We start from the raw sequence: 20,940 nt of genomic DNA on the forward strand, positions 1-20,940 counted from the left end.
AAAAAGCCCTGCTGATCGACCACCATTGTGAATCCTTGTAACGGTGTGGATCGGCAGGGAAGAGATAGTGGAATGGAGCTACCGATGCGGCCTGCAAAGGAGGGCGGATATGGCGGTATATCTCGATGAACCCCTGCCGGACGAAATACTGTTCAGTGTCATTGCACGATACGTCGAGAACGCTGGTATCGAAAATGTTGCGGAATTTTTAAAGATACTGATGGGGAATGGGATGTATCAGCCAGGAGAGGTCGATCCATTCGCCCATCTGGCCGACGAAACATCCCGGGCGTGGGGAATGTCTGCGCGCGACATAAGCGACCGCCTCACGCTGGTTCCGTTCTATGCAGCGATCTTCCCGGGTAAAGGCCGTATCGTGGCTGTATTGAAAAGACTACGATGTGCGCCGTGGTCCGGATACATCGCTTCTGGCAAACCCGGTATCCGCTATTGCGAAGCGTGCTGGCGCGAGGACGACGGAAACAACTTTCCCCGTTACTGGAGGCGGACGCACCAGATCCCGGGTGTCGTGGTATGTCCTTGGCATCGGTGCGTACTATTGGGCATGGGCTCAACTTATACCCGCACCCTGCTGCGCGCAGCGGCCCTACGCGATGGGGGAAATCCAGTGGTTGCCGGATCGTTGGAGGAGGCCGAGGAGTGGTGCACGGTCGCGATCCTTGCCAGTCAGCTGCTCTGCGGTGATGCGCGATGGTCCCGGTTTGGGGGGGAAGGCCCGTGCATGAGTATGGCCCGTCGTTGTGGCTATGTCGTTGAACGCAAAATCGACAGCGCTAGATTAGCGGGTGACCTGTCTGAACGGCTTGGAAATGGATACCTTGTTGCGGTCAACTTGTCACGCGACCTCGCGGTGGAATTGCAGCGCGCGCTTGACTTGCCAGATGACCGTGCGTGCTCCCCGCTGAGTGCACTGCTCCTCGGCTATCTGCTGCTGGATGTCGGCAACCGTTTGTCAATCCCTGCCGTTCCTGACTGTCCAGGAAGTCGTCCCCGAGGTGATAGCCGGCATCGGGTTGTGGCATGGCCAAGCCGTAACGGGTTGTCACACTATCTCTGCAGTTGCGGGCTTTCGTTTGTGATCGAACATGACGAGCACGGTGCAGTTCTGCAGTACACGCAGGAAGGAGCAGACATCGCGCTGGCCGCAGCCATACTCCTGGGGCGAAGCTTCACTGTTCACAAGGTGATATCCATGCTGGGGGTACCAGCGCATGCACTGGAGGAGATGCGGTTTCGACGCGCGGAGATTCGCTGGTGGAGTCGTAGAACAGAGCGGGCTGGCAAGCTTGTCCAGTGGATTGAGCTGGTGGATCGTGCCGGCTGTCCGGACAGGGCGTATGCAGTTGGTGCCCATATATTTCATGCGCTGGGACAACTCACGGAGGTTCTTCCGCCCGCTGCGACACCAGGGAATGCAAGGGCATTCAGTCGGCAGCGGAGAGTTCGTGGAGAGCGCTAGCGTTGGTCAACCTGAGATGCTGGCTGCGCCTGGACGAACTATTACCTGATGGAATTCTGTTTAGTGTGGTTGCGAGATATGTAGAGAGTAGGCATATCGACAATTTACCCAAATTTATAGCCTCACTGTTTGGAAAATCGAAAAAACGCCTCGACCAAGACGAATTCGATCATTTGGTAGCAAGACTTCAGTTGTATCACGCCCTTGGAAAGCTTGTCGACGCGCTACCAGATACCTTAACCGCTCGGGACACATTGCTTTCAGCAAGAAAGCGGCTGGTTCGAGGTGAGCGCTAAAGTACGAAAGGCACTATCTTGAAGATTTTTCTTTCTGAGTGGTTTCCAGATGAGATTCTGTTCTCTGTGGTCGCGCGGTATATAAACGATCGCCCTTGGTCCAGCTTGTATGCCGTCTTGCGAGTGACCTATGGTTATGTACCGGCGGTCTCATTCCTGGGCAATGGGCTTGACCATCTGTCGATGTCCACATCTTCCTGCTGGGGGTTGAGCGCCACTGAGATTGCGGAGAAACTCACATGCTATCCGTATTTTGCGGCGTTGATTCAGCCTCAAAAACGCGAAAAATTGTTGGGTTGGATGAATGCGAAAGCAACAGACATTCGCGCCGGAAATGAAGTGCGGCTCGCTCCTATGGGGGCACATGGTATCCGGTTTTGTGAGCGATGCTTTTCAGACGATAGACGCGGCGGAACGCCTTTATATTGGCGTCGAGTGCATCAACTCCCCGGTGTAATTTTTTGCCCTTGGCATGCTGAACTGCTCTGGGAGATTCCCGATTTTAAAAGGCATCGCAACGGTTTTTTTTCACCCGACATTCGATGGGATTTGACCCCCCAGCAACCTGATCTGAATCTTAGTGAGCTTCAGCGTTTTTGCTGTGTTGAAGTTGCGAAAATTTCACTGTTTCTTTTAAATGAGAAGATTACTGTATGCCCAGAAACAGTGCCGTCTCATTTGTTGATGGTTTTCGAGAATATTTCACCTTATTTTAGGGGGTGGCGTAAAAGCACGTGCATAGCAAGGTTGTTTGAAATGTGCTTTGGGAAAGCATATCTGATGCTCAATGGTCTAGCGACCAAGGAGACGGGGCTGAACACGACCATACGTTTTGTTTTTGGGAAGGGGCGGGTATGTGCTCCGTTGCGGCTTGTTTTATGTGCTGTTATGGCAAAGGCGATTGAGAATTATCCAAATATTGTTGAAGAAAGGGTTTTCGCTGACTTATATGGAATTCCTTCAAATCGGGTTCGCCCTGCGGTTAATAAAGATCAACCGATAAAACGGCTAAATTGTCCTAATGTAAGTGCGAAACATGGACCGGATCATCCGTTTGGATTGGTGATGCGGAAGGGAGGTTACATATATGCTACGTGTACTTGTGGCATGACGTTTAATTATCCGGACTCATCCGAAATAAATTCCTGTGAAGTTAAAGTCAGCAGATGGAGTCAGGGCCATATAAACAGGGTACTCCATATGAACAGTTTAGGAAAGTCTCAGCGAGAAATCGGATTATCGCTCGACATACCAACGAGTTCGGTGGGCAATATCTTGAGGAGAAACGGTGTAATAGCAAAACTGAAAAGGCGGAAGCGATGACGTACAGAGATGGCCTGAACTCCTGGTCATCTGGATGAAAAACAGATCGAAGCCAATAGATGACCGATGGATACGCTCGCGAATGACTAATGTCGAAGCAGTCCAGAGAGGGCAGGGTCAGCTTGTCCGCTGTATCTAGTGGCAACGCCGTAGGCTACGGGGCGGCACTTCGAACCATACCGTCCGCGAAGCGATTTCGACTAACAAACTCAGCCGAAGCCACCCGGGATTTCGCTTGCACGCGCGGTCCTGATCTGCTCCGCGAACGAAGCAAAAGTATAAGGGCTGACTACGACGCTATGAGTGATCGTTCGTCTTGCTGTACCGATTGCTTCGGCGACTCGGACCTGTCTGTGTCGAGGCATAGTGAATTCGTGTTCGTATATGTCTTGTAGAGATGTCCTAGACTAACATGATGCGTCCCTATATATCGAAAACCGCGTTCGGTTTGTTGGGCGGGCCGAGTGCGCACTTTGGGTCGCCGTTTGTGTCAGGGGAGCGCGCGCCTTGTTAGGTGTCTTCTGAGTGCGTACTTTTTAGCGCGGGAACAAGGTCTGCGGAATCGCGTGTGCAAGCGAATTCTAGGTGCGTGCTTTTTTGTATGTCGATATCGGTGCACGTCGCGCTTTCCATCCCCGCTTTTGCATAGCTTCGTGCTATGCAAAACATCGGGAAACAATGCTTGGCAGTCGAAATTTGTCGTCAGTTAATGCGCTCAACGTTTCGAATGGGGGCGGTCGATTCGCCCTGGCCCTGCACTTGTTTTGCACCTTCGTCGCGTGTGCTGATTTCAGAAACACGATGGCGAGAACATGGAGACTGTTATGGCAGACAACCGCAACGCGGTTCCCCTGATCGAGAAGCACACGATCGGTTACGTGCCCGAGAACGAGCGCCACGGCAAGGTCCGCGATCTCTTCACGCTTTGGTTCGGCGGCAACATCGCGCCGCTGCCGATCGTCACCGGCGCGCTCGGCGTGCAGATCTATCACCTCAATCTCATGTGGGGCATTGTCGCGATCATCGTCGGCCAGGCGCTGGGCGGCATTCTCATGGCGCTGCATTCGGCACAAGGCCCGCAAATGGGCATTCCGCAAATGATCCAGAGCCGCGCGCAGTTTGGCTCGTGGGGCGCGCTGCTCGTCACTGTCATCGCCGGCATCATGTACGTCGGTTTCTTCGCGTCGAATATCGTGCTGGCAGGCAAGTCGCTGCACGGCATCGAATCGTCGATTCCGGTGCCCGCCGGCATCGTGATCGGCGCGCTGGGTTCGGGGCTCATCGGCATCATCGGATATCGCTTCATACACGTGCTGAACCGCATCGGCACGTGGGTGCTCGGCATCGGGATCGCCGTGGGCTTCGGTTATATCGTCACGCACGTGCAATCGACGGACTTCCTCACGCGCGGTGGCTTCAACATCGCCGGGTGGCTCGCGACGGTGTCGCTCTCCGCGCTGTGGCAGATCGCGTTCGCGCCTTACGTCTCCGACTATTCGCGCTACCTTCCGAAGAATGTGGGCGTCGCGTCGACATTCTGGGCGACGTACCTCGGCTGCGTGCTCGGTTCGACGCTCGCGTTCGTATTCGGCGCGGTGGCCGTACTCGCGGTTCCAGGCGGCGCCGACACGATGGACGCCGTCAAGGCATCGACCGGCGCTATCGGCCCGTTCATGCTCGTGTTGTTTTTGCTGAGCGTGATCAGCCATAACGCGCTGAATCTGTACGGAGCCGTGCTTTCGGTCATCACGTCGCTGCAGACGTTCGCGTATCGCTGGATTCCGACCGCGAAGTCCCGCGCGGTGCTCTCGATCATCATCCTGACCGCGTGCTGCTTTGCGGCGGTCGGTGCGTCGAAGGACTTCGTCGGGCATTTCGTCGATCTCGTGCTCGCGCTGCTCGTGGTGCTCGTGCCGTGGACGGCGATCAATCTGATCGACTTCTATGTGATTCACAAAGGCCAGTACGATGTTCGATCGATCTTTCGCGTCGATGGCGGCATTTACGGCCGTTTCAATCCGCAAGCGCTGATCGCCTATGCGGTCGGGATCCTGGTGCAGATCCCGTTCATGAACACGCCGATGTACGTGGGCTCCTTCTCGGCGCATCTGGACGGCGCCGACCTGTCCTGGCTCGTCGGCATCATCGTCACGACGCCGCTTTACTTGTGGCTCGCCACTCGCGACACGGCGTACCGCCGCCGGCTCAATCAGCCGTCCGCGCAGGTGCAGTAAATCGCGCGGATCGTCGCCTTCGACTCATCAATGCTTGAAGCGCAACCGCCGTATGTAGCTTTCGCAGAACGCGGCGAAGCGCTTCACCACTTCGCGTTGCCGCACGGTGCTCGACGTCGCAATGCCGAGCGTCGTCGCGGGAACAGCCTCCTTGAAGCGCTTCACGACGAACTCCTCGCCATCCACGGTGCGGCACGACTCAAGCGGGAAGTTGAGAATGCTGTAGCCCAGACCGTTCGCCACCATGCCGCGCACGACCTCGGGCTGCGCTGAGCGGAACGCGGCGACAGGCCGGCTGCCTGCCGCGTCGAAAAGCGTCGAGAAGTATTCGCGGCTGTGCGGAAGATCGAGCATCACGTAAGGCTCCGGCAGCAGATCTTTCAGCGAGACCTTCGCTGCGCGCGCGAGCCGGTGACTCTTCGGGAGGATCACATAAGGCGGCAGCGAGACGACGGGCACAAAGGCGATGCCCTCCGCGATGTCGAGGCTATAGGTGAGCGCGATATCCAGCGAACCGTCGCTGAGCCCGCTCAGCAGGCCGTCCTGGTGCGCTTCCCTGGTGATGAACGTGGTCGACGCATGCTCGCGCAGGAACGCGCTGATGAGCGACGGCATGAGCGGCGGCGCAAGCGAAACGAGGCAGCCGAGCGAGACGGTGCCGGATACGCCGCCGTCGAGCTCTTGCGCCGTGAGTTGCAGTTCCTCGGCGCTTTTCAGGAGGCTGCGCGCATGCACGAGCAGATCGCGGCCCGGCTGCGTCAGCGAGAGCCCGCTTGCGTGATGACGGATGAACAATTGCACGCCGAACGAAGCCTCCAGCTCGGCCAGCGCGGTCGAGATCGAAGGCTGCGAGATGTGCAGCCGCTTCGCCGCAGCGGTGAACGAAAGGGTTTCCGCAGTCGCGATGAAATAGCGCAACTGGCGCAATGAGTAGCGAATCGATACGCCGTCCATCTCAAGGAGTCTCTCTTGAAGGAGCACCCTGGGCGGTCGTTAGCCGACGCCCGGTTGCATAGGTAAATCCGATGCAAGGGATTTTATTTTAATAGTTTTTCCTATCCTGTGTCGCGCGTACAGTTTGTTTCGACGAGCAGGACGTCATTCGCAAATTTGAAGGAGAACAGCCATGAAGGCTGACAACGTGTCCATCGACACACTGGTCATCGGCGCCGGTCAGGCGGGCGTGGCAATGAGCGAGCATCTCGGCAAGTCGGGCGTGCCGCATCTCGTGCTTGAACGCGATCGCATTGCCGGGCGCTGGCGTACGGGCCGCTGGGATTCGCTGGTCGCCAACGGCCCCGCCTGGCACGACCGCTTTCCCGGCATGGAATTCGAAGGACTGGATCCCGACGCGTTCGCGGGCAAGGAGCAGGTCGCCGACTATTTCGTCGCGTATGCAAAGAAGTTCAATGCGCCTGTCCGCACGGGCGTGGAGGTCACGCGCGTCGAACGCCTTCAAGGACGTCCGGGTTTCGCCGTGCAATCGAACAACGGCACATTCGAAGCGAATCGTGTTGTCGTGGCGACAGGACCGTTCCAGCGCCCGGTGATTCCGGCTATCGCACCCAAGGACCCGCATCTTGCACAGATGCACTCGGCCGACTATCGCAATCCGGCGCAGTTGCCCTCCGGCGCGGTGCTGGTCGTCGGCGCGGGTTCGTCAGGGACGCAGATCGCCGACGAACTGCGCCGCGCGGGCCGCACCGTGTATCTGTCGGTCGGGCCGCACGACCGCCCGCCGCGCGCTTACCGCAACCGTGACTTCTGCTGGTGGCTCGGCGTGCTCGGCGAATGGGACAAGGAGGTGGCCGGGCCCGGACGCGAGCACGTGACGATCGCCGTGAGCGGCGCTTATGGCGGTCAGACCATCGACTTTCGCCGGCTTGCGCATGAAGGCATGACGCTCGTCGGCGTCACGAAATCGTTCGACAACGGCATCGTGACGTTCGAGCAGGATCTGGCGGCGAATCTCAAGCGCGGCGACGAGAACCTGATGTCCCTGCTCGACGCCGCCGATGCCTATGTCGAGCGCAACGGCATCGACCTGCCGAAAGATCCCGAAGCACGCTACATTCCGGCCGATCCCGAGTGCGTCACGCATCCGCTGCGCGAGTTGGATCTCACAGCGGCCGGCGTGACGACGATCATCTGGGCGACCGGCTATGCCGTCGATTACAGCTGGCTGCATGTCGACGCGTTCGACGGGCAAGGCAAGCCGAAACACCAACGCGGCGTCTCGACGGAGCCGGGCGTTTATTTTCTCGGCTTGCCGTGGCTGTCGCGGCGAGGGTCGTCGTTCATCTGGGGCGTGTGGCACGACGCGAAGCACATCGCCGATCACATCGTCACGCAGCGCAAGTACCTCGACTATCGCGACGCGGCCCAACGCGAACGCCTGGCACCCCATACGAACACTGCGCGCGACGAATCGCACGCAAGCACCCTCAACGAAATCGGAGTGAATTGATGCATACCCATACCCGCATCCGCATGTTCAACACGAAGGATACCTATCCAAACCAGACGCTCGACAACGATCTGTGTCAGGCAGTCCGCGCGGGCAACACCGTCTACGTGCGCGGTCAGGTCGGGACCGACTTCGACGGCAAGCTGATCGGTCTCGGCGATCCGCGCGCGCAGGCTGAGCAGGCGATGAAGAATGTCAAACAGTTGCTCGAAGAAGCGGGCAGCGACCTGTCGCACATCGTCAAGACTACGACGTACATCATCGATCCGCGTTATCGCGAACCGGTGTATCAGGAAGTCGGCAAGTGGCTCAAAGGCGTGTATCCGATTTCGACCGGCTTGTGTGTGAGCGCACTCGGCCAGCCGCAATGGCTGATGGAGATCGACGTGATCGCGGTGATTCCCGAAAACTGGACGCCTCGCGTGGCATAAGGAGCGCCGCATGACATTCTCGATCGTCGGACGTTGCCGGGAAACCGGCCAACTGGGTATTGCCATCAGTTCGTCGAGTATTGCAGTGGGCGCGCGTTGCCCTTGGGTGCGGGCAGGCGTCGGCGCGGTCGCGACGCAGAATGTCACGCTGCCCGTGCTGGGCCCGCGCATCCTCGATCTCATGGAACAGCAGGAACTTGCGCCGCATGTCGCGTTGAAGCAGGCCCGCGATACCGACGCGTTCAATGCATATCGGCAAGTCACTGTGATCGACGCGCAGGGCCGCACCGCGTTCTTCACAGGCGAGAACGCGCTCGGGTTGCATCACGCGGCGGCCGGCGATCAATGCGTCGCTGCAGGCAACATGCTCGCCGCGCCGCACGTCGTCGACGCGATGGTGCGCGCGTTCGAGCGCACGCAAGGACTGCTTGCCGAGCGTCTGCTGGCTGCAATGCACGCTGCGCTCGAGGCGGGCGGGGAAGCGGGCCCGGTCCATTCGGCCGCGCTAAAGGTCGTCGACACGCAGGTCTGGCCGATCGTGGATTTGCGAGTCGACTGGGCCGATGACGGTCCCATCGGCCAACTCGCGCAGTTATGGCGAGCGTATCTTCCGCAGATGCAGGATTACGTAACACGTGCGTTGGACCCGACCGCGGCCCCAAGCTACGGAGTGCCAGGCGATGAATGATCGTTCCAGCCGCGCGCTGCTCGAACGGCTGATCGGCTTCGAGACGGTCAGCCGCGAATCGAATCTCGAACTGATCGCGTTCGTGCAGCGCTATCTCGCGGATCTTGGTGTCGATTGCGAGCTGTTTCACAACGACGGGCGCACGAAAGCCAGCCTCTATGCGACTATCGGTCCGCGCGACAAGGGCGGAATCGTGCTGTCGGGGCATACGGACGTCGTGCCCGTCGAGGGGCAGGCGTGGAGCGTCGACCCGTTTCGCCTCACAGAAAAGAATGGGCGGCTTTACGGGCGCGGCACCGCGGACATGAAGGGCTTTCTGGCGTGCGTGCTCGCGGCGACGCCCAGTATCGTCGAGCGCAAGTTGAGCATGCCGGTCCATATTGCGTTTTCATACGACGAAGAAGTCGGCTGCCTCGGTGTGCGCCCGATGCTCGCGGAACTCGAAAAGCGCGCACACAAGCCGCGTCTGTGCATCATTGGTGAGCCCACGGAAATGAAGCCTGTGCTCGGCCACAAGGGGAAGCTCGCCATGCGCTGTCGCGTGAAGGGCGCGGCGTGTCACTCGGCGTATGCGCCGTATGGCGTGAACGCCATTCAATACGCGGCGCGACTCATCAGCAGGCTGGAGAGCATCGGCGAGGAACTCGCCCAGCCTGAACATCACGACGAACGCTTCGATCCGCCGTACTCGACGGTGCAAACGGGCATCGTCACGGGCGGACGCGCGCTGAATATCGTGCCCGCGGAGTGCGAGTTCGATTTCGAAGTGCGCTCGGTCCCGGGTTTCGACGCGCAATCGGTTGCTGAGCGGATCGAGTCGTACGCGCAGGCGGAATTGCTGCCGAAAATGCGTAAGGTTCAAGCCGATACGGACATCTGCTTCGAGCCCTTGAACGCGTATCCAGGCTTGGCGACGCCGCCTGGTAGCGAGGCCGCGCAGCTTCTCGCCGTCATCAGCGAGCGGCGCGACTTCGGTACGGTCGCGTTCGGCACCGAGGGCGGATTGTTTACGCGCGCGGGAATTCCCACGGTCGTGTGCGGGCCCGGCAGCATGGAGCAAGGTCACAAGCCCGACGAGTTCGTGAGCGTCGATCAGCTTGGCCGCTGCGATGCGATGCTGACGCGGCTTGTCGAGCATCTCGCACGCGCGTAACAGGGACGCACTGCCAGCGTTGTAATTTACGCCGTTGCCCGTTGTGTAACCGTGGCCGCGACCTTCATGCGGCTCACGTACGCCAGTGCGGACAAACTGATCATGGCGGTCGCGATCAGCCAGTAGCTCGGCGCGCTTTTGTCACCGGTGGCGCTCAGCATCCACGTGACGATGGCCGGCGTGAAGCCGCCGAACACGGTCACGCCGATGTTGTAGCCGATCGACATGCCGGTTGCGCGCGTCGCGGCCGGGAAGAGCTCGGCCATGAGCGCGGGCAGGGCGCCGAAATAGATCGATTTCAGGAGCGCGAGCCACGCGATCAGCACGAAGAGGGGTACCGGACTCGCATGGCTGGTCGCCCAGACGAAGCCCGGGTAGGCGCTGGCGAGAAAGAGGAGCGCGACGCAGGTCATCTGCATGCGACGCCCGATGCGGTCGGATAGATGCCCCGCGAACGGCGTGACGACAGTGAGAATCACGCCGCCTGCCATCGTCGCTGCGAAACCGGTTGCCGCTGGCAGATGCAGCTGGCGGATCGCGAACGTGGGAATGTATTGCAGCAGATAATTGACCGACGTCGAGACCGTCATCAGGCCGATCGCCGTGAGCACGAGCCGCTTTTGCTGGCCCAGCACTTCCCGCACGGGCGTTTCGGTGCGCGCGGCGCGCTTGAAGTCCTCGGCGTCTTCAATGAAGCGGCGCAGATAGAGGCCTACCGGACCAATCAGTAATCCGAAGAAAAACGGCAGACGCCAGCCCCAGGCCGCGAGGTCGGCGGGCGTCATCAGGCGAGCGAGACTATAGCCGAACGAGGCCGCGAGCAGCGTGGCGAGCCCTTGCGTGGCGAACTGCCAACTGGCGAGAAAACCGCGCCGGTGCGGCGCATGTTCGATCAGCATGGCCGTGGAGGCGCCGAACTCGCCGCCCGCCGAAAAGCCCTGGATGAGTCGCGCGGCGAACACCGCGAGCGGCGCGGCCACGCCGATCGTCTCGTAGCCGGGAATCAGCGCGATGATCGCCGTGCCGACCATCATGAGGCTGACCGAAAGCATCAGCGCGGCCTTGCGTCCGCTACGGTCGGCATAGGCGCCGAGCACCGCGCCACCCAGCGGCCGCACGAGATACGACGCGCCGAAAGTGCCGAACGTGAGCAGCATCGAAACGGTTTCGTTGACGGCCGGAAAGAAGTGCTTGCCGATGTACACCGCAAAGAACCCGTAAATGGCGATATCGAACCATTCGAGCGCGTTGCCGGCGGAGGTGGCGATGACGAGCCTGGCAAGGCTCACGGGTTGCTTTGCTGACATGGCGGCGGGCACCTTTATCGTTGTCGTTAGGCGAGGGCGTCGGTGGGTTGCGTCGCTTGCGCTTGCGCCGATACCCGCGTCGCTGCAAGACGCGCGGCGTCGTCGCCGAGGTCCCACCACAGTCCGGCCATCACGGCGAGCGCCTCGCGCGCTACGGAGCCGAGCAGGTGTTCGTTCGGCGCGTGCTGCGCGCAGGCCGGATACGAGTGCGGGACCCAGAGCGTCGGCAGACCGAGGGTGTACGCGAAGACATCGTTCGGCACCGTGCCGCCGAGGTTCGGCAACAGCGCCGGTTTCTTGCCTGTCGACGCGCGCAGTGAGTCGAGCGCCCAGCGCACCCAGGCATCGTCGGGGTCGAGCCGCGTCGCAGCGGAGGTCTGCGTGACGCGTACCTGCACGTCGTCAAAGCCAAGCCGCGCGAAGTGCGCTTCGAGATGTTCGCCCACGCGCGCGGCGTCCGTGCCCACCACGAAGCGCAGCTGGCAAGTGGCCTTGGCCGTAGGCGGGATTGCGTTGACGGGCGCATCGGGATTGCCGGTCTTGAACGCGAGCACTTCGAGCGTGTTCCAGGCGATCACGCGCTCGGTGGGCGTGAGCCCGGGCTCGCCCCAATTGGGATCGATCGCGGGGGCGTCGTCGTCCCCGCCGAGCACGATGTCGGCGAGCGCCTCGCGCACGCTCGCTGGCACGGGCGGCGGGCGCAGCCCGTCCACGGCGATGGCGCCGCGCCGGTCGACGAGGCTCGCGATCGCGTGCGACAGCACGACGGCAGGATTGCGCAACGCGCCGCCCCAGTTGCCCGAATGATGCGCGCCTTGGCGCAGATCGACGAGCAGTTCGAACGTCACGCCGCCGCGCGAACCGAGGAAGAGCGTGGGCCGCTCGGCCAGCACGCGCGGGCCGTCCGAGGCGATGAACACGTCCGCCGCAAGTGCGTCGCGATTGGCGGCGCACACGGCGTCGAGGCCCGGCGAGCCGATTTCCTCGCCGGTTTCGAAGATCAGCTTCACGTTGTAGCCGAGCTTGCCGCCGCGCGCGTCGAGCACTGCGGCCAGCGCCGCGAAGTTCACCGAGTGCTGGCCTTTGTTGTCGGCGGTGCCGCGGCCATACCAGCGGTCGCCTTCCACGGTGACGGTCCAGGGCGCGAGACCTTCGCGCCACTGTTCGTCGTAGCCGCGCACGACGTCGCCGTGGCCATAGGTCAGCACACCCGGAAGCGCGGGGTCTTCGATGCGCTCGGCGATCAGAAATGGCGCGCGCGAGCCCGCGGGGTTCTCGACCACGCGACACGTGAAGCCGAGCGGTGCGAGAGAGGGCATCACCTCGTCCGCGAGATAGGCGACCAGCGCGCGGGCCTGCTCCGGATTCTGGCTTTCGGTGCGATAGCCCACGCGGCGCTGGAGATCGGTAAAGAACGCGCCAGAGTCGTACACGCGCAAGGCGCGGTCGATGGCGGTTTGTCGGGTCTCGTTCAAAAGGGCTCCTCTCATGCCTCAGTGCAGGGAATGAAAGCAGTCTAGGAACGTCAAAAATTCGCAACAATTTCAAAATTTGCGGATAGCATTGCCGAAATGGCAACGCAATCGATACTGAACGGATAAGCCGATGCTTCATGGAATCGCCTTGCGCTACTTCGTCGAGGTCGCGCGCACGGGGTCGCTGGCGGCAGCCTCGGAAAACCTGCACGTCGCCGTTTCGGCGATCAGCCGGCAGATCAGCAAGCTGGAGGAGGACGTGGGCACGGCGCTCTTCGAGCGCATGCCGCGTGGCATGGTGCTGACCGAATCGGGCGAGCGGCTGGCCGAGCACGCGCGGCGCGCGCTGCTGGAGGGCGATGCGGTGCTCGCCGAGATCGCCACGGCCAAGGCGCTCGGGCACGGCATCGTGCGAATCGGCTGCACGGAGGGCTTTACGCGCTCATTCCTGCCCCACGTTCTCGCGCAGCATCACGCGGCCGCGCCGCACGTGCATTTCAATCTACGCTCGGGCACGCCTTCGCAGGTCGAGCAGTGGGTGGCCACCGGCGAGGCCGACCTGGGGCTCGCGTTTTCGAGCGGCGATCCGGCAAAAGTCTACGTGCAGTACAGCGCGCAAGCGCCGGTCTGCGCGCTGCTCGATCCGACGCATCCGCTCGCGCAACGCGATTCGCTTACGCTCGCGGATTTGCGGGACTATCCCGTCGCGCTGCTCGAACGTGGCAACACGGCTCGGCAGCTATTCGACGAGTGCTGCGCGCGCCATGGCATCAAGCTCGAACCCATTCTCACGAGCAACAATTCGAGCGCCCTGCATGCGTTCGCCGCGCTGGCCGGTGCGATCACGCTCGGCAGCCGGCTCTCGCTTTCGGGCCTCGCGGACGATCTTTCGCTCGTGGCGAAGCGCTTCGACGAACCGACGCTCAATCAGCGCAACCTGTGCGTGATGACGATGCGCGAGCGGCGGCTTTCGCGGCCCATCGAAGGTGTGTTGAGGGCGCTGATCGTGGCGATCGAACGCGTGTTGTGATGATTCGACGCCTCAGCGCTTTCCCGCGCGCCCCGTCATGCGTCCCAGGATGTCCACGCGCTGCACCAGTTGATGGTAGATCACCGCGAGCACGTGGCCGCCGATCAGCACGTACGTCAGGTACGCCAGCCAGTAATGGAGCTTCGAGCCGAGATGGCCAAGCGCCTTGTCTGCCGGCACGACGGCGGGCACCTGAAACAGCCAGAACCAGTTCACTGGATGGCCGCCGCCATAAGAGTTGATATATCCGCTGATCGGCATGGCAAAGAGAATCAGATACAGCAATCCATGACCGATATGCGCGAGCTTCTGCTCAAAGCCCGGAATACGCTGCGGCAGCGGCGGCGCGGTGCCCGAAAGCCGCGTCACCACACGGATCAGCGTGAGCAGCAGGACGGTCAGGCCAATCGATTTGTGGAAGTTCACCCAACTGCCGCGCGACGGGTCATGACGGTCCATCGTCGTCATGTACCACGCGACCGGGATCACCACGAACATGCATAGCGCGGTCAGCCAGTGCAGCACGCGCAGCGTCAGGCTGTATGTCGGGCCCGTGAAGGACAGCGCAGAAACGGAATGCGGAGTTCGGGACATGTTCGAGGCCTTTTAAACGTCGATTTACCAAACCTTGCCACAAAAACGCCGTTGCGGAGCATCGCTGGCCGGTGCGGTTTTGTTCAACCCCGTTACAACGCCGGTCTCCAGGATGGTATTGGATGATAAGTCAACCATAATTACTCAATGGATTTCCCTTATGTAGACACCGTTCGGCATGCCGATAACTGCGAGGTGTGATTCGATCTGTCTGCTGCGCCCCAGCCATAAGTTGCATTGTCAATCAGGAGTCGGGAATTCCATGTCCAGCAGTTTCGCAGAAGCCCCGTTTGGCGGGGCGCACGACCCAGCCAGTGCCGCTCGCCGGGCAGCGGTTGTCGAGAGCCCGCTCATGAATGCGCGCAAACGCGCCGATCGCGCTTGCGCACTGGTCAACTGGATTCTTCTGGCGGGCGCTTTTGGCATCGGCTGGCACTTCGACGCATTGACGCCTGTGTTCGTCGTCGGGCTGCCGCTCGCGCTCGTTTCCACGGTGCTCGCACTTGCCTTGCCAGGGCTCAAGATCACGCGAATGGGTTCCGCGCTCACCTTCATGGGCGGCGCGGCCCTGTTGATCGACGTAGGGGGTGGGCAGGACGAGTTTCACTTCGTGGTGTTCATCTTGCTTTCGCTGTTGCTCGCCTATCGCGACGTGCAGGTCGTGCTGCTTGCTACCGGCTTTATCTCCGTTCAGCAACTCGCGTTCAACTATTTTCAGGCGTGGGGCTGGCCCGTCAGGGTCTTTTCGCAAACGGGGTTCGACGTCGTGGCGCAGCACTGGGCATTTCTCTGGCTTCAAACGTTGTTTATCGCGGCGATTTCGGCGCGCCAGGAGCGCGACGCAAACATCGCGGGCGAACTCGCGGCCATGTCGGAGGGGATCGGGCAGGCTTCGGGTTACATCACGCTGGGCGAGCAAGCGAGCCGGCCGGTGAGCGACGTGGCCAGCGCATTTCACGCCACGCTCGCGGCCGTACGCAAAACGCTCCTGCAGGTGCGTGACAGCGTGGGTGAGGTTTCGAAGTCGGTAGCCGGTACCAGTGCGCGCAACGCGGTCCTTTCGGATCGGACCGAGCAGCAGCGCCGTTCGCTCGAAAGCATGGTCGCGGCCATGGAGCAACTCAAGCAAAGCGTCCACGAGAGCGTCGATCACGCAATGGCGGCCAGCGCGCTGGCGGGCTCGGCGAGCGAGGTGGCGAGTCAGGGGCGCGGCGCAATCAAGGCGGTGATCGATACGATGGGCGACATTTATCGCTCGTGCGAACGCATTACCGACATCATCGGCGTGATCGACGGCATTGCGTTCCAGACCAACATTCTCGCGCTCAACGCTTCGGTCGAGGCCGCGCGCGCGGGCGATCAGGGGCGGGGGTTTGGCGTGGTGGCGGAGGAGGTCCGCACGCTCGCTCAGCGCAGCGCCGCCGCCGCGAAGGAGATCCGGGCGCTAATCGGGGAGTCGGTGGAGCGCGCACGCACGGGCAATGGTCTCGTCGAAAGCGCGGGCAACACGGTAGGCGAGGTGCTCGAGGGCGTCACGCGCCTGTCGGCCATCGTTCACGAAATGGCGACGGCAACCGGCGCGCAGCGCGCTGGCATCGACCAGATGGGCGAGAACATCGCCGGCATCGACGCGGCGATACGCGAGAACGCGGCGCACGTCGCCGAGACGGTCGAGCAGGTCAGGCAGCAGCATTACCAGACGGAACTGCTCGCCAGCGCGGTCGAGGTGTTCAGGCTGGATTGAGTGTCATATCGCGCGGCGTTTTCAGGGCGCGACCCCGAGGCGCGCGGCTCCCGTTCTGTCAGACCATTTTGTTACACCTCTTACGGCGTGCGGCCTGTGGCGTTACAAAGGCCTTTCGCTTTGGTCGCTATACTCGGTTCCGTCTCAAAAACGTAAGAGAACAACTATGTCGAAGAAACTCATCCAGATGGTTGCCGTTGCTGCGCTGACTGCTGCGGCCTCGCTGCCGGCGCTGGCCGGCGATATGAACAACGCACTGGGTGGCGCGCTCGGCGGCGTCGCCGGCGCGGCTTTGGGTGGCGCAGTGGGCGGCAGCACCGGTGCCGTGATTGGTGGCGCGGTGGGCGGCGGCGCGGGTGGCGCGGTCACCTCGAATCGTCGCGAGCGCACGGGCGCCATCATCGGCGGCGCGCTCGGCGGCGGCGCAGGCACGGCGGCTGGTAACGCCATGGGCGGCCGCACCGGCGGCCTGATCGGCGCGGCGGTGGGCGGCGGCGCAGGTTCGGCGCTCGGCGGCAATATCTCGCGTTCGAATTCCTACGCCGACGACTATTCGCGCGGCTATCACGGCAAGCACCACAAGCACCGTCACTACGACTAAGCACAGCTTGCAAGGCGCAGCGGCCAGGCGCCGCTGCGCCTCGTTGTTTCGCGCTGCCGTATCCGGCGGCGCTCGCCGGGCCGTTCTGGCCCGCGCATCACTTCCTCTCTGCTTGAGCTTGACCTCATCCGAGTGCCCGGTCATGGCGGTTTGCGCCGTTTGATTCGGCATGCCAGGCAATCGTCCAGGCTGCAATGAGCGTCAATCCGGGCGCGGTTTGCGTCGCCATGAGCCATGCGGCAGTTCCTTGTCGCGCTCGGCGGCGGCGAGCGCGGCGCGCAGTTGCGTGTGGTTCAGTGGAATGCAATAGGCCGGTTTTGCGCGCTCGAAGCGCCAGCTATCGGCGAGCGGACCCGTGTCTAGCACGTCGAAATCGAGTTGTGCATGCAACGCGGCCACGAGCGCCTTTGCCTCTTCATCGTCTCCCGCGATGGGTAGCGCGCGCCGCCCACCCTCGACAGTCGGCCGCTCTTCGCGCGGCAAGTCGTACGCGAGAATCGCACTGAACGCCTTGACCACGCGTGCGCCATTCAGTTGCTGCGCAACGCGCTCGCTCGTGGTGGCGCGGTATTCGTCGAACGCGGCGATGGCGCCGTCGCGTGCCGGGTAGTAGTTCATGGTGTCGATGACGACTTTGCCGGCGAGTGTTTTGACCGGTATTTCGCCGAGCGCGGACAGCGGCAGCGCCACGATCACGATCTCGCCGAACGCAGCGGCTTCCTCCAGCGTGCCGATCCCGCAGCCCAGCGCCGCCGCCTCGCGTGCGCGCGCCTCGGGATGACGCGACGAGAGCATGACCTCATGCCCCGCCTGCGCGAGAAGCTTGCCCAGCGTCGAGCCGATCTCGCCCGCGCCGAGAATGCCGACAGCCAATCGATGTTCGCGATCTTCGTTCATGGGAATCCCCGTATTTCGTAAGGAGACCCCAGCGTAGCGCTGAAACTCCCATGCGATAATCGGCCATCCGGGTGAAACACTTGAAATAGCAGGTTTCTAATCGTGGACAAATTGACCAGCATGACCGTGTTCGTGAAGGCAGCGGAATCCGGTTCGTTCACGGCGGCGGCGCGCATGCTCGCGATGACGCCGCAGATGGCGGGCAAGCACGTCGACGCGCTGGAAAAGACGCTAGGCGTGCGCCTGCTCCAGCGCTCGACGCGCAAGCACGCACTCACGGAAGCCGGACGCGCCTATTTCGAAGCCTGCCGGCGCGTGCTCGAAGAGGCGGCTGCGGCGGATGCCGTCGCGCTTGCGCAAACCGCCCACCCGCAAGGCACGCTGCGCGTGACGGCGCCCGTCGCATTCGGAGCCTTTCGGCTTGCGCATGAAATCAAGGCCTTTCTTGCGGATTGCCCGGACGTCAAGGTCGATCTCGTGCTGAGCGACCGGCAGTTCGACCTCCTGCAGGACGGGTTCGATGTCGCGTTTCGCATCGGCGCGCTGCCCGACTCGCAACTGGTCGCGCGAGCGCTCGCGCCCTATCGGCTCGTGCCGTGCGCCGCGCCGGCCTATCTCGCCGCACATGGAACGCCGGCGCATCCGCACGAACTCACGCAGCACGTGTGCCTCGATTACGCGTTCGACAGCTTTCCGGCGCCCCAGACGTGGGTCTTCAAGGACGGCGACACGCAGATCGAAATCGAGCCGCGCGGCCAACTGCGCAGCAACGACACGCGCGCGCTGATAGTGGCGGCGGAAGCGGGAGTGGGCATCGTGCTCGCGGGCGAGCCGAACCTGGCGCCATCGGTGGCGGCGGGGCGGCTCGTGCCGCTGCTCGAGGCGTATGCCGCGCCGGTGCGCCCCATGCATCTGCTTTACGCGGATCGCCGCGCGCAGGCCCCCAAGCAGCGCGCGTTCGTGGCTTGGGCGCTGGCGTGCTTTGGCGAGGCTGGCACCGCCACCGGCACGCGCGCGCCGGCGTCACCTCGCGTTCGTCGCTCCGCGCGCAAGGCGCGCGCATAGCGCACATCGCGCACGCACCGTAGTCAGGTCTCGCTACGGAAAGCGGCGTTGAGCGTCGCGCCGGACGCCGCGCCTTCGAAACCGTCGAAACGCCCTTCGATGAGTCGTTGCGCCGCGTGGATGAAACCGCCCCATGCGCTGCGGGCGAGCGCGCCGCCTACGCTCACGCGGCGCACGCCGAGTGCGGCGAGATCATCCAGCGTGAAGGCCGACGTTGCGCCAATCAGCACGTTCACCGGTTTCGGCGCGACAGCGGTCACGACGGCCACGATCTGCTCGCGTGTCTGGATGCCAGGTGCGTAGAGGCAATCCGCGCCCGCTTCTGCATACGCCTTCAGGCGCGCGATGGCGTCGTCGAGGTTTGGCACGCCAGCCACGAAGTTCTCCGCCCGGCCAACGAGCAAGGTGTCGCCGCCACGCGCGTCGATGGCGCGGCGAGCGGCGCGCATGCGCTCGACGGCCACCTCGATCGGCAGCAGCGGCGCTGCGTCGTCGCCGGTCGAATCTTCCACGGAAATTCCGGCGACACCGGTCTCGACGGCGAGGCCCACGCTTTCTTCGACACCCGCGGGATCCGCGCCGAAGCCGCTTTCGAAGTCGGCGTTCACGGGCAGGTCGGTGGCGGCAACGATCTCGCGCAGGTGCGCGAGGATCGCGTCGCGCGGCAGCGTGTTGTCGGCATGGCCGCGCGACCATGCGAACCCGGAACTGGTGGTCGCGAGCGCCTTGAAGCCGAGGCCCTGGAGATAGCGCGCGCTGCCCACGTCCCACGGATTCGGCAGCACGAAGCAACCGGCGGCGTGCAGCGTGCGAAACTCGGCGCGTTTCTCGGCAATGGTGCGGGCGGGTCCTGACATGGCAAGTCTCCTCCTGGCTCGTGGGTGGTCGGCGGCCGTTTGCGCGGGAGTGCACATCCTGTAACGCCGATCATCGATTGTGACCGAATTCGCGGATTCCCGAATCGAGCGGGACGCGTTTGCGCAGCGTTTTCGTGAAAAGATAAGGATAGCGAATTAAATGAATGCCTACGAAGACGATTGCATTGAACGGCTCGAAACGAGGAAAAGAAAGGCGCAGCCGTTATGATATGCGTTCTTTTTATTTTGCCCTCCAGCCGCGATGTCCAAAACCAGCGCTCCGAAAGCCACGCCGCCCCGCATGTCCGATGTCGCCCTTCTCGCGGGCGTTTCGAAGATGACGGTGTCCCGCGTGATGGCGGGGCGCAGCGCGTCGGAGGCGACACGCGAGCGCGTGCAGCGTGCCATCGACGAGCTGGGTTACGTATCCGACGCGGCGGCCGGCGCGCTCTCCTCGGGGCGCTCGTCGTTCGTCGCGGTGCTCGTGCCGTCGCTTTCCAGCTCCAACTTCTCGGACACTGTGAGCGGCCTCACGGCCGTGCTCGAGCCGCAAGGGCTCGAACTGTTGATCGGCGACACCGACTACTTCCTCGACCGCGAGGAGCGTCTCGTGCGTCAGATGCTGCGCCACCAGCCGCGCTGCATCGCGCTCACGGGCGCGCAGCATACGGACGCCACACGCACGCTGCTGCAGCGCTCGGGCGTGCCGGTCGTCGAGATGTGGGACTTGCCCGCGGAGCCGATCGACATGGCCGTGGGCTTTTCCAACGTGAGCGCCGCGCGCGAGATGGTGCGCTATCTCGCGGACAAGGGCCATCGCCGCATCGGTTTTCTCGGCGGCGCTGGCGATCTGGACCGGCGCGGCCTCGATCGCCTCAAGGGCTATCAGATGGAGATGAAGGCGCTCGGACTCGACAGGCAGCGCGTCGTCCAACTGGGCGAGTCGCCCGTCACGATGAGCCACGGCGCGCCCGCCATGGCCGAACTGCTCGAGCGCTGGCCCGACACAGAGGCCGTGATGTGCGTGAGCGACATGTCGGCGTTCGGCGCGATCATGGAGTGCCAGCGGCGCGGCCTGAGCGTGCCGCGCGATATGGCGGTTGCGGGCTTCGGCAACTTCGAGATCGCGGCGTGCTGCTATCCGGCGATCACCACGATTTCGGTCGATGCCTACGGCATTGGTCAGCGCACGGGCGAGGCGATCGTCGCCGCCCTCGCGGCAGCGGACGGCGCAAGCGCGCAGCATCCCGTGAAGACGCGCATTCAGTACACAGTCGTGCCGCGCGAGAGCGCCTGAG

The 20,940-nt window shown here is 62.6% G+C and carries 18 protein-coding genes; 12 read left to right on the forward strand and 6 right to left on the reverse strand.

Annotated features, from left to right (window positions below; translation table 11 throughout):
* Positions 1-109: 109 nt before the first annotated feature.
* From L0U83_RS16345 to L0U83_RS16355, 3 genes are all read left to right on the forward strand, one after another.
* The gene (locus tag L0U83_RS16345; RefSeq protein WP_233884690.1) at positions 110-1,480 is read left to right on the forward strand and encodes a TniQ family protein; all 1,371 of its coding nucleotides are present in this window, start codon (positions 110-112) and stop codon (positions 1,478-1,480) included.
* A gap of 314 nt (positions 1,481-1,794) precedes the next feature.
* A complete protein-coding gene (locus L0U83_RS16350) occupies positions 1,795-3,099 on the forward strand; it encodes a TniQ family protein (protein WP_233884691.1) in 1,305 nt (434 codons plus the stop codon).
* An 824-nt stretch (positions 3,100-3,923) separates the two neighbouring features.
* Positions 3,924-5,333: a purine-cytosine permease family protein gene (locus L0U83_RS16355; RefSeq protein WP_233884693.1), complete on the forward strand. Its 1,410-nt coding sequence runs from the start codon at positions 3,924-3,926 to the stop codon at positions 5,331-5,333.
* A 27-nt stretch (positions 5,334-5,360) separates the two neighbouring features.
* Here the strand turns inward: L0U83_RS16355 and L0U83_RS16360 are convergent, their stop codons facing one another.
* Entirely contained in the window at positions 5,361-6,287 is a 927-nt protein-coding gene (locus L0U83_RS16360) for a LysR family transcriptional regulator (protein ID WP_233884696.1), read from the reverse strand.
* A 172-nt stretch (positions 6,288-6,459) separates the two neighbouring features.
* On the opposite strand from L0U83_RS16360, the gene L0U83_RS16365 reads away from it, so the two are divergent.
* From L0U83_RS16365 to argE, 4 genes are read left to right on the forward strand one after another with little or no spacing between them, the layout of a single operon-like run.
* Positions 6,460-7,800: a flavin-containing monooxygenase gene (locus L0U83_RS16365; RefSeq protein ID WP_233884700.1), complete on the forward strand. Its 1,341-nt coding sequence runs from the start codon at positions 6,460-6,462 to the stop codon at positions 7,798-7,800.
* Positions 7,800-8,231, forward strand: a complete 432-nt coding sequence (locus tag L0U83_RS16370; RefSeq protein WP_233884704.1) for a RidA family protein — start codon at positions 7,800-7,802, stop codon at positions 8,229-8,231. The genes L0U83_RS16365 and L0U83_RS16370 overlap by 1 nt, the downstream gene beginning before the upstream one ends.
* A 10-nt stretch (positions 8,232-8,241) precedes the next feature.
* Complete coding sequence (locus L0U83_RS16375) at positions 8,242-8,919, forward strand: DUF1028 domain-containing protein (protein ID WP_233884705.1); 678 nt, start codon at positions 8,242-8,244, stop codon at positions 8,917-8,919.
* Positions 8,912-10,072 carry an acetylornithine deacetylase gene (argE, locus tag L0U83_RS16380; protein WP_233884706.1) on the forward strand — a complete coding sequence of 387 codons (1,161 nt, stop codon included), beginning with the start codon at positions 8,912-8,914 and terminating at the stop codon, positions 10,070-10,072. Before L0U83_RS16375 ends, argE begins: the two co-directional genes overlap by 8 nt.
* A 26-nt stretch (positions 10,073-10,098) precedes the next feature.
* On the opposite strand, the gene L0U83_RS16385 is transcribed toward argE, so the two are convergent.
* Both L0U83_RS16385 and L0U83_RS16390 read right to left on the reverse strand, forming a co-directional pair.
* Positions 10,099-11,379 carry an MFS transporter gene (locus tag L0U83_RS16385; RefSeq protein WP_233884707.1) on the reverse strand — a complete coding sequence of 427 codons (1,281 nt, stop codon included), beginning with the start codon at positions 11,377-11,379 and terminating at the stop codon, positions 10,099-10,101.
* 26 nt (positions 11,380-11,405) lie between these two features.
* Positions 11,406-12,854 (reverse strand): M20 family metallopeptidase, encoded by a 1,449-nt coding sequence (locus L0U83_RS16390; RefSeq protein ID WP_233884708.1) that lies wholly within the window; start codon positions 12,852-12,854, stop codon positions 11,406-11,408.
* 130 nt (positions 12,855-12,984) lie between these two features.
* Between L0U83_RS16390 and L0U83_RS16395 the strand changes: the two genes are divergently transcribed.
* Positions 12,985-13,884, forward strand: coding sequence for a LysR family transcriptional regulator (locus L0U83_RS16395; protein WP_233884710.1), 900 nt, complete (start codon positions 12,985-12,987; stop codon positions 13,882-13,884).
* A gap of 12 nt (positions 13,885-13,896) precedes the next feature.
* On the opposite strand, the gene L0U83_RS16400 is transcribed toward L0U83_RS16395, so the two are convergent.
* On the reverse strand, positions 13,897-14,478 hold the full coding sequence (locus tag L0U83_RS16400) for a cytochrome b (protein WP_233884712.1): 582 nt from the start codon (positions 14,476-14,478) through the stop codon (positions 13,897-13,899).
* Positions 14,479-14,740: 262 nt separating this feature from the next.
* Between L0U83_RS16400 and L0U83_RS40690 the strand changes: the two genes are divergently transcribed.
* Together L0U83_RS40690 and L0U83_RS16410 are read left to right on the forward strand one after the other, a co-directional pair.
* A complete protein-coding gene (locus L0U83_RS40690; RefSeq protein WP_308445043.1) occupies positions 14,741-16,222 on the forward strand; it encodes a methyl-accepting chemotaxis protein in 1,482 nt (493 codons plus the stop codon).
* Positions 16,223-16,388: 166 nt separating this feature from the next.
* Positions 16,389-16,823: a hypothetical protein gene (locus L0U83_RS16410; RefSeq protein WP_233884713.1), complete on the forward strand. Its 435-nt coding sequence runs from the start codon at positions 16,389-16,391 to the stop codon at positions 16,821-16,823.
* Positions 16,824-17,024: 201 nt separating this feature from the next.
* Here the strand turns inward: L0U83_RS16410 and L0U83_RS16415 are convergent, their stop codons facing one another.
* Positions 17,025-17,720, reverse strand: coding sequence for an NADPH-dependent F420 reductase (locus L0U83_RS16415; RefSeq protein ID WP_233884714.1), 696 nt, complete (start codon positions 17,718-17,720; stop codon positions 17,025-17,027).
* Between the two features lie 102 nt (positions 17,721-17,822).
* Between L0U83_RS16415 and L0U83_RS16420 the strand changes: the two genes are divergently transcribed.
* On the forward strand, positions 17,823-18,785 hold the full coding sequence (locus tag L0U83_RS16420) for a LysR family transcriptional regulator (protein ID WP_233884715.1): 963 nt from the start codon (positions 17,823-17,825) through the stop codon (positions 18,783-18,785).
* Between the two features lie 23 nt (positions 18,786-18,808).
* Here L0U83_RS16420 and L0U83_RS16425 read toward each other — a convergent pair whose 3' ends face one another.
* Positions 18,809-19,642, reverse strand: a complete 834-nt coding sequence (locus L0U83_RS16425) for an isocitrate lyase/PEP mutase family protein (protein WP_233884717.1) — start codon at positions 19,640-19,642, stop codon at positions 18,809-18,811.
* A gap of 262 nt (positions 19,643-19,904) precedes the next feature.
* Between L0U83_RS16425 and L0U83_RS16430 the strand changes: the two genes are divergently transcribed.
* Positions 19,905-20,939 (forward strand): LacI family DNA-binding transcriptional regulator, encoded by a 1,035-nt coding sequence (locus L0U83_RS16430; RefSeq protein WP_233884719.1) that lies wholly within the window; start codon positions 19,905-19,907, stop codon positions 20,937-20,939.
* Position 20,940: the final 1 nt, after the last annotated feature.

This window comes from Paraburkholderia flagellata (assembly GCF_021390645.1).
Taxonomy (GTDB): Bacteria; Pseudomonadota; Gammaproteobacteria; order Burkholderiales; family Burkholderiaceae; genus Paraburkholderia; species Paraburkholderia flagellata.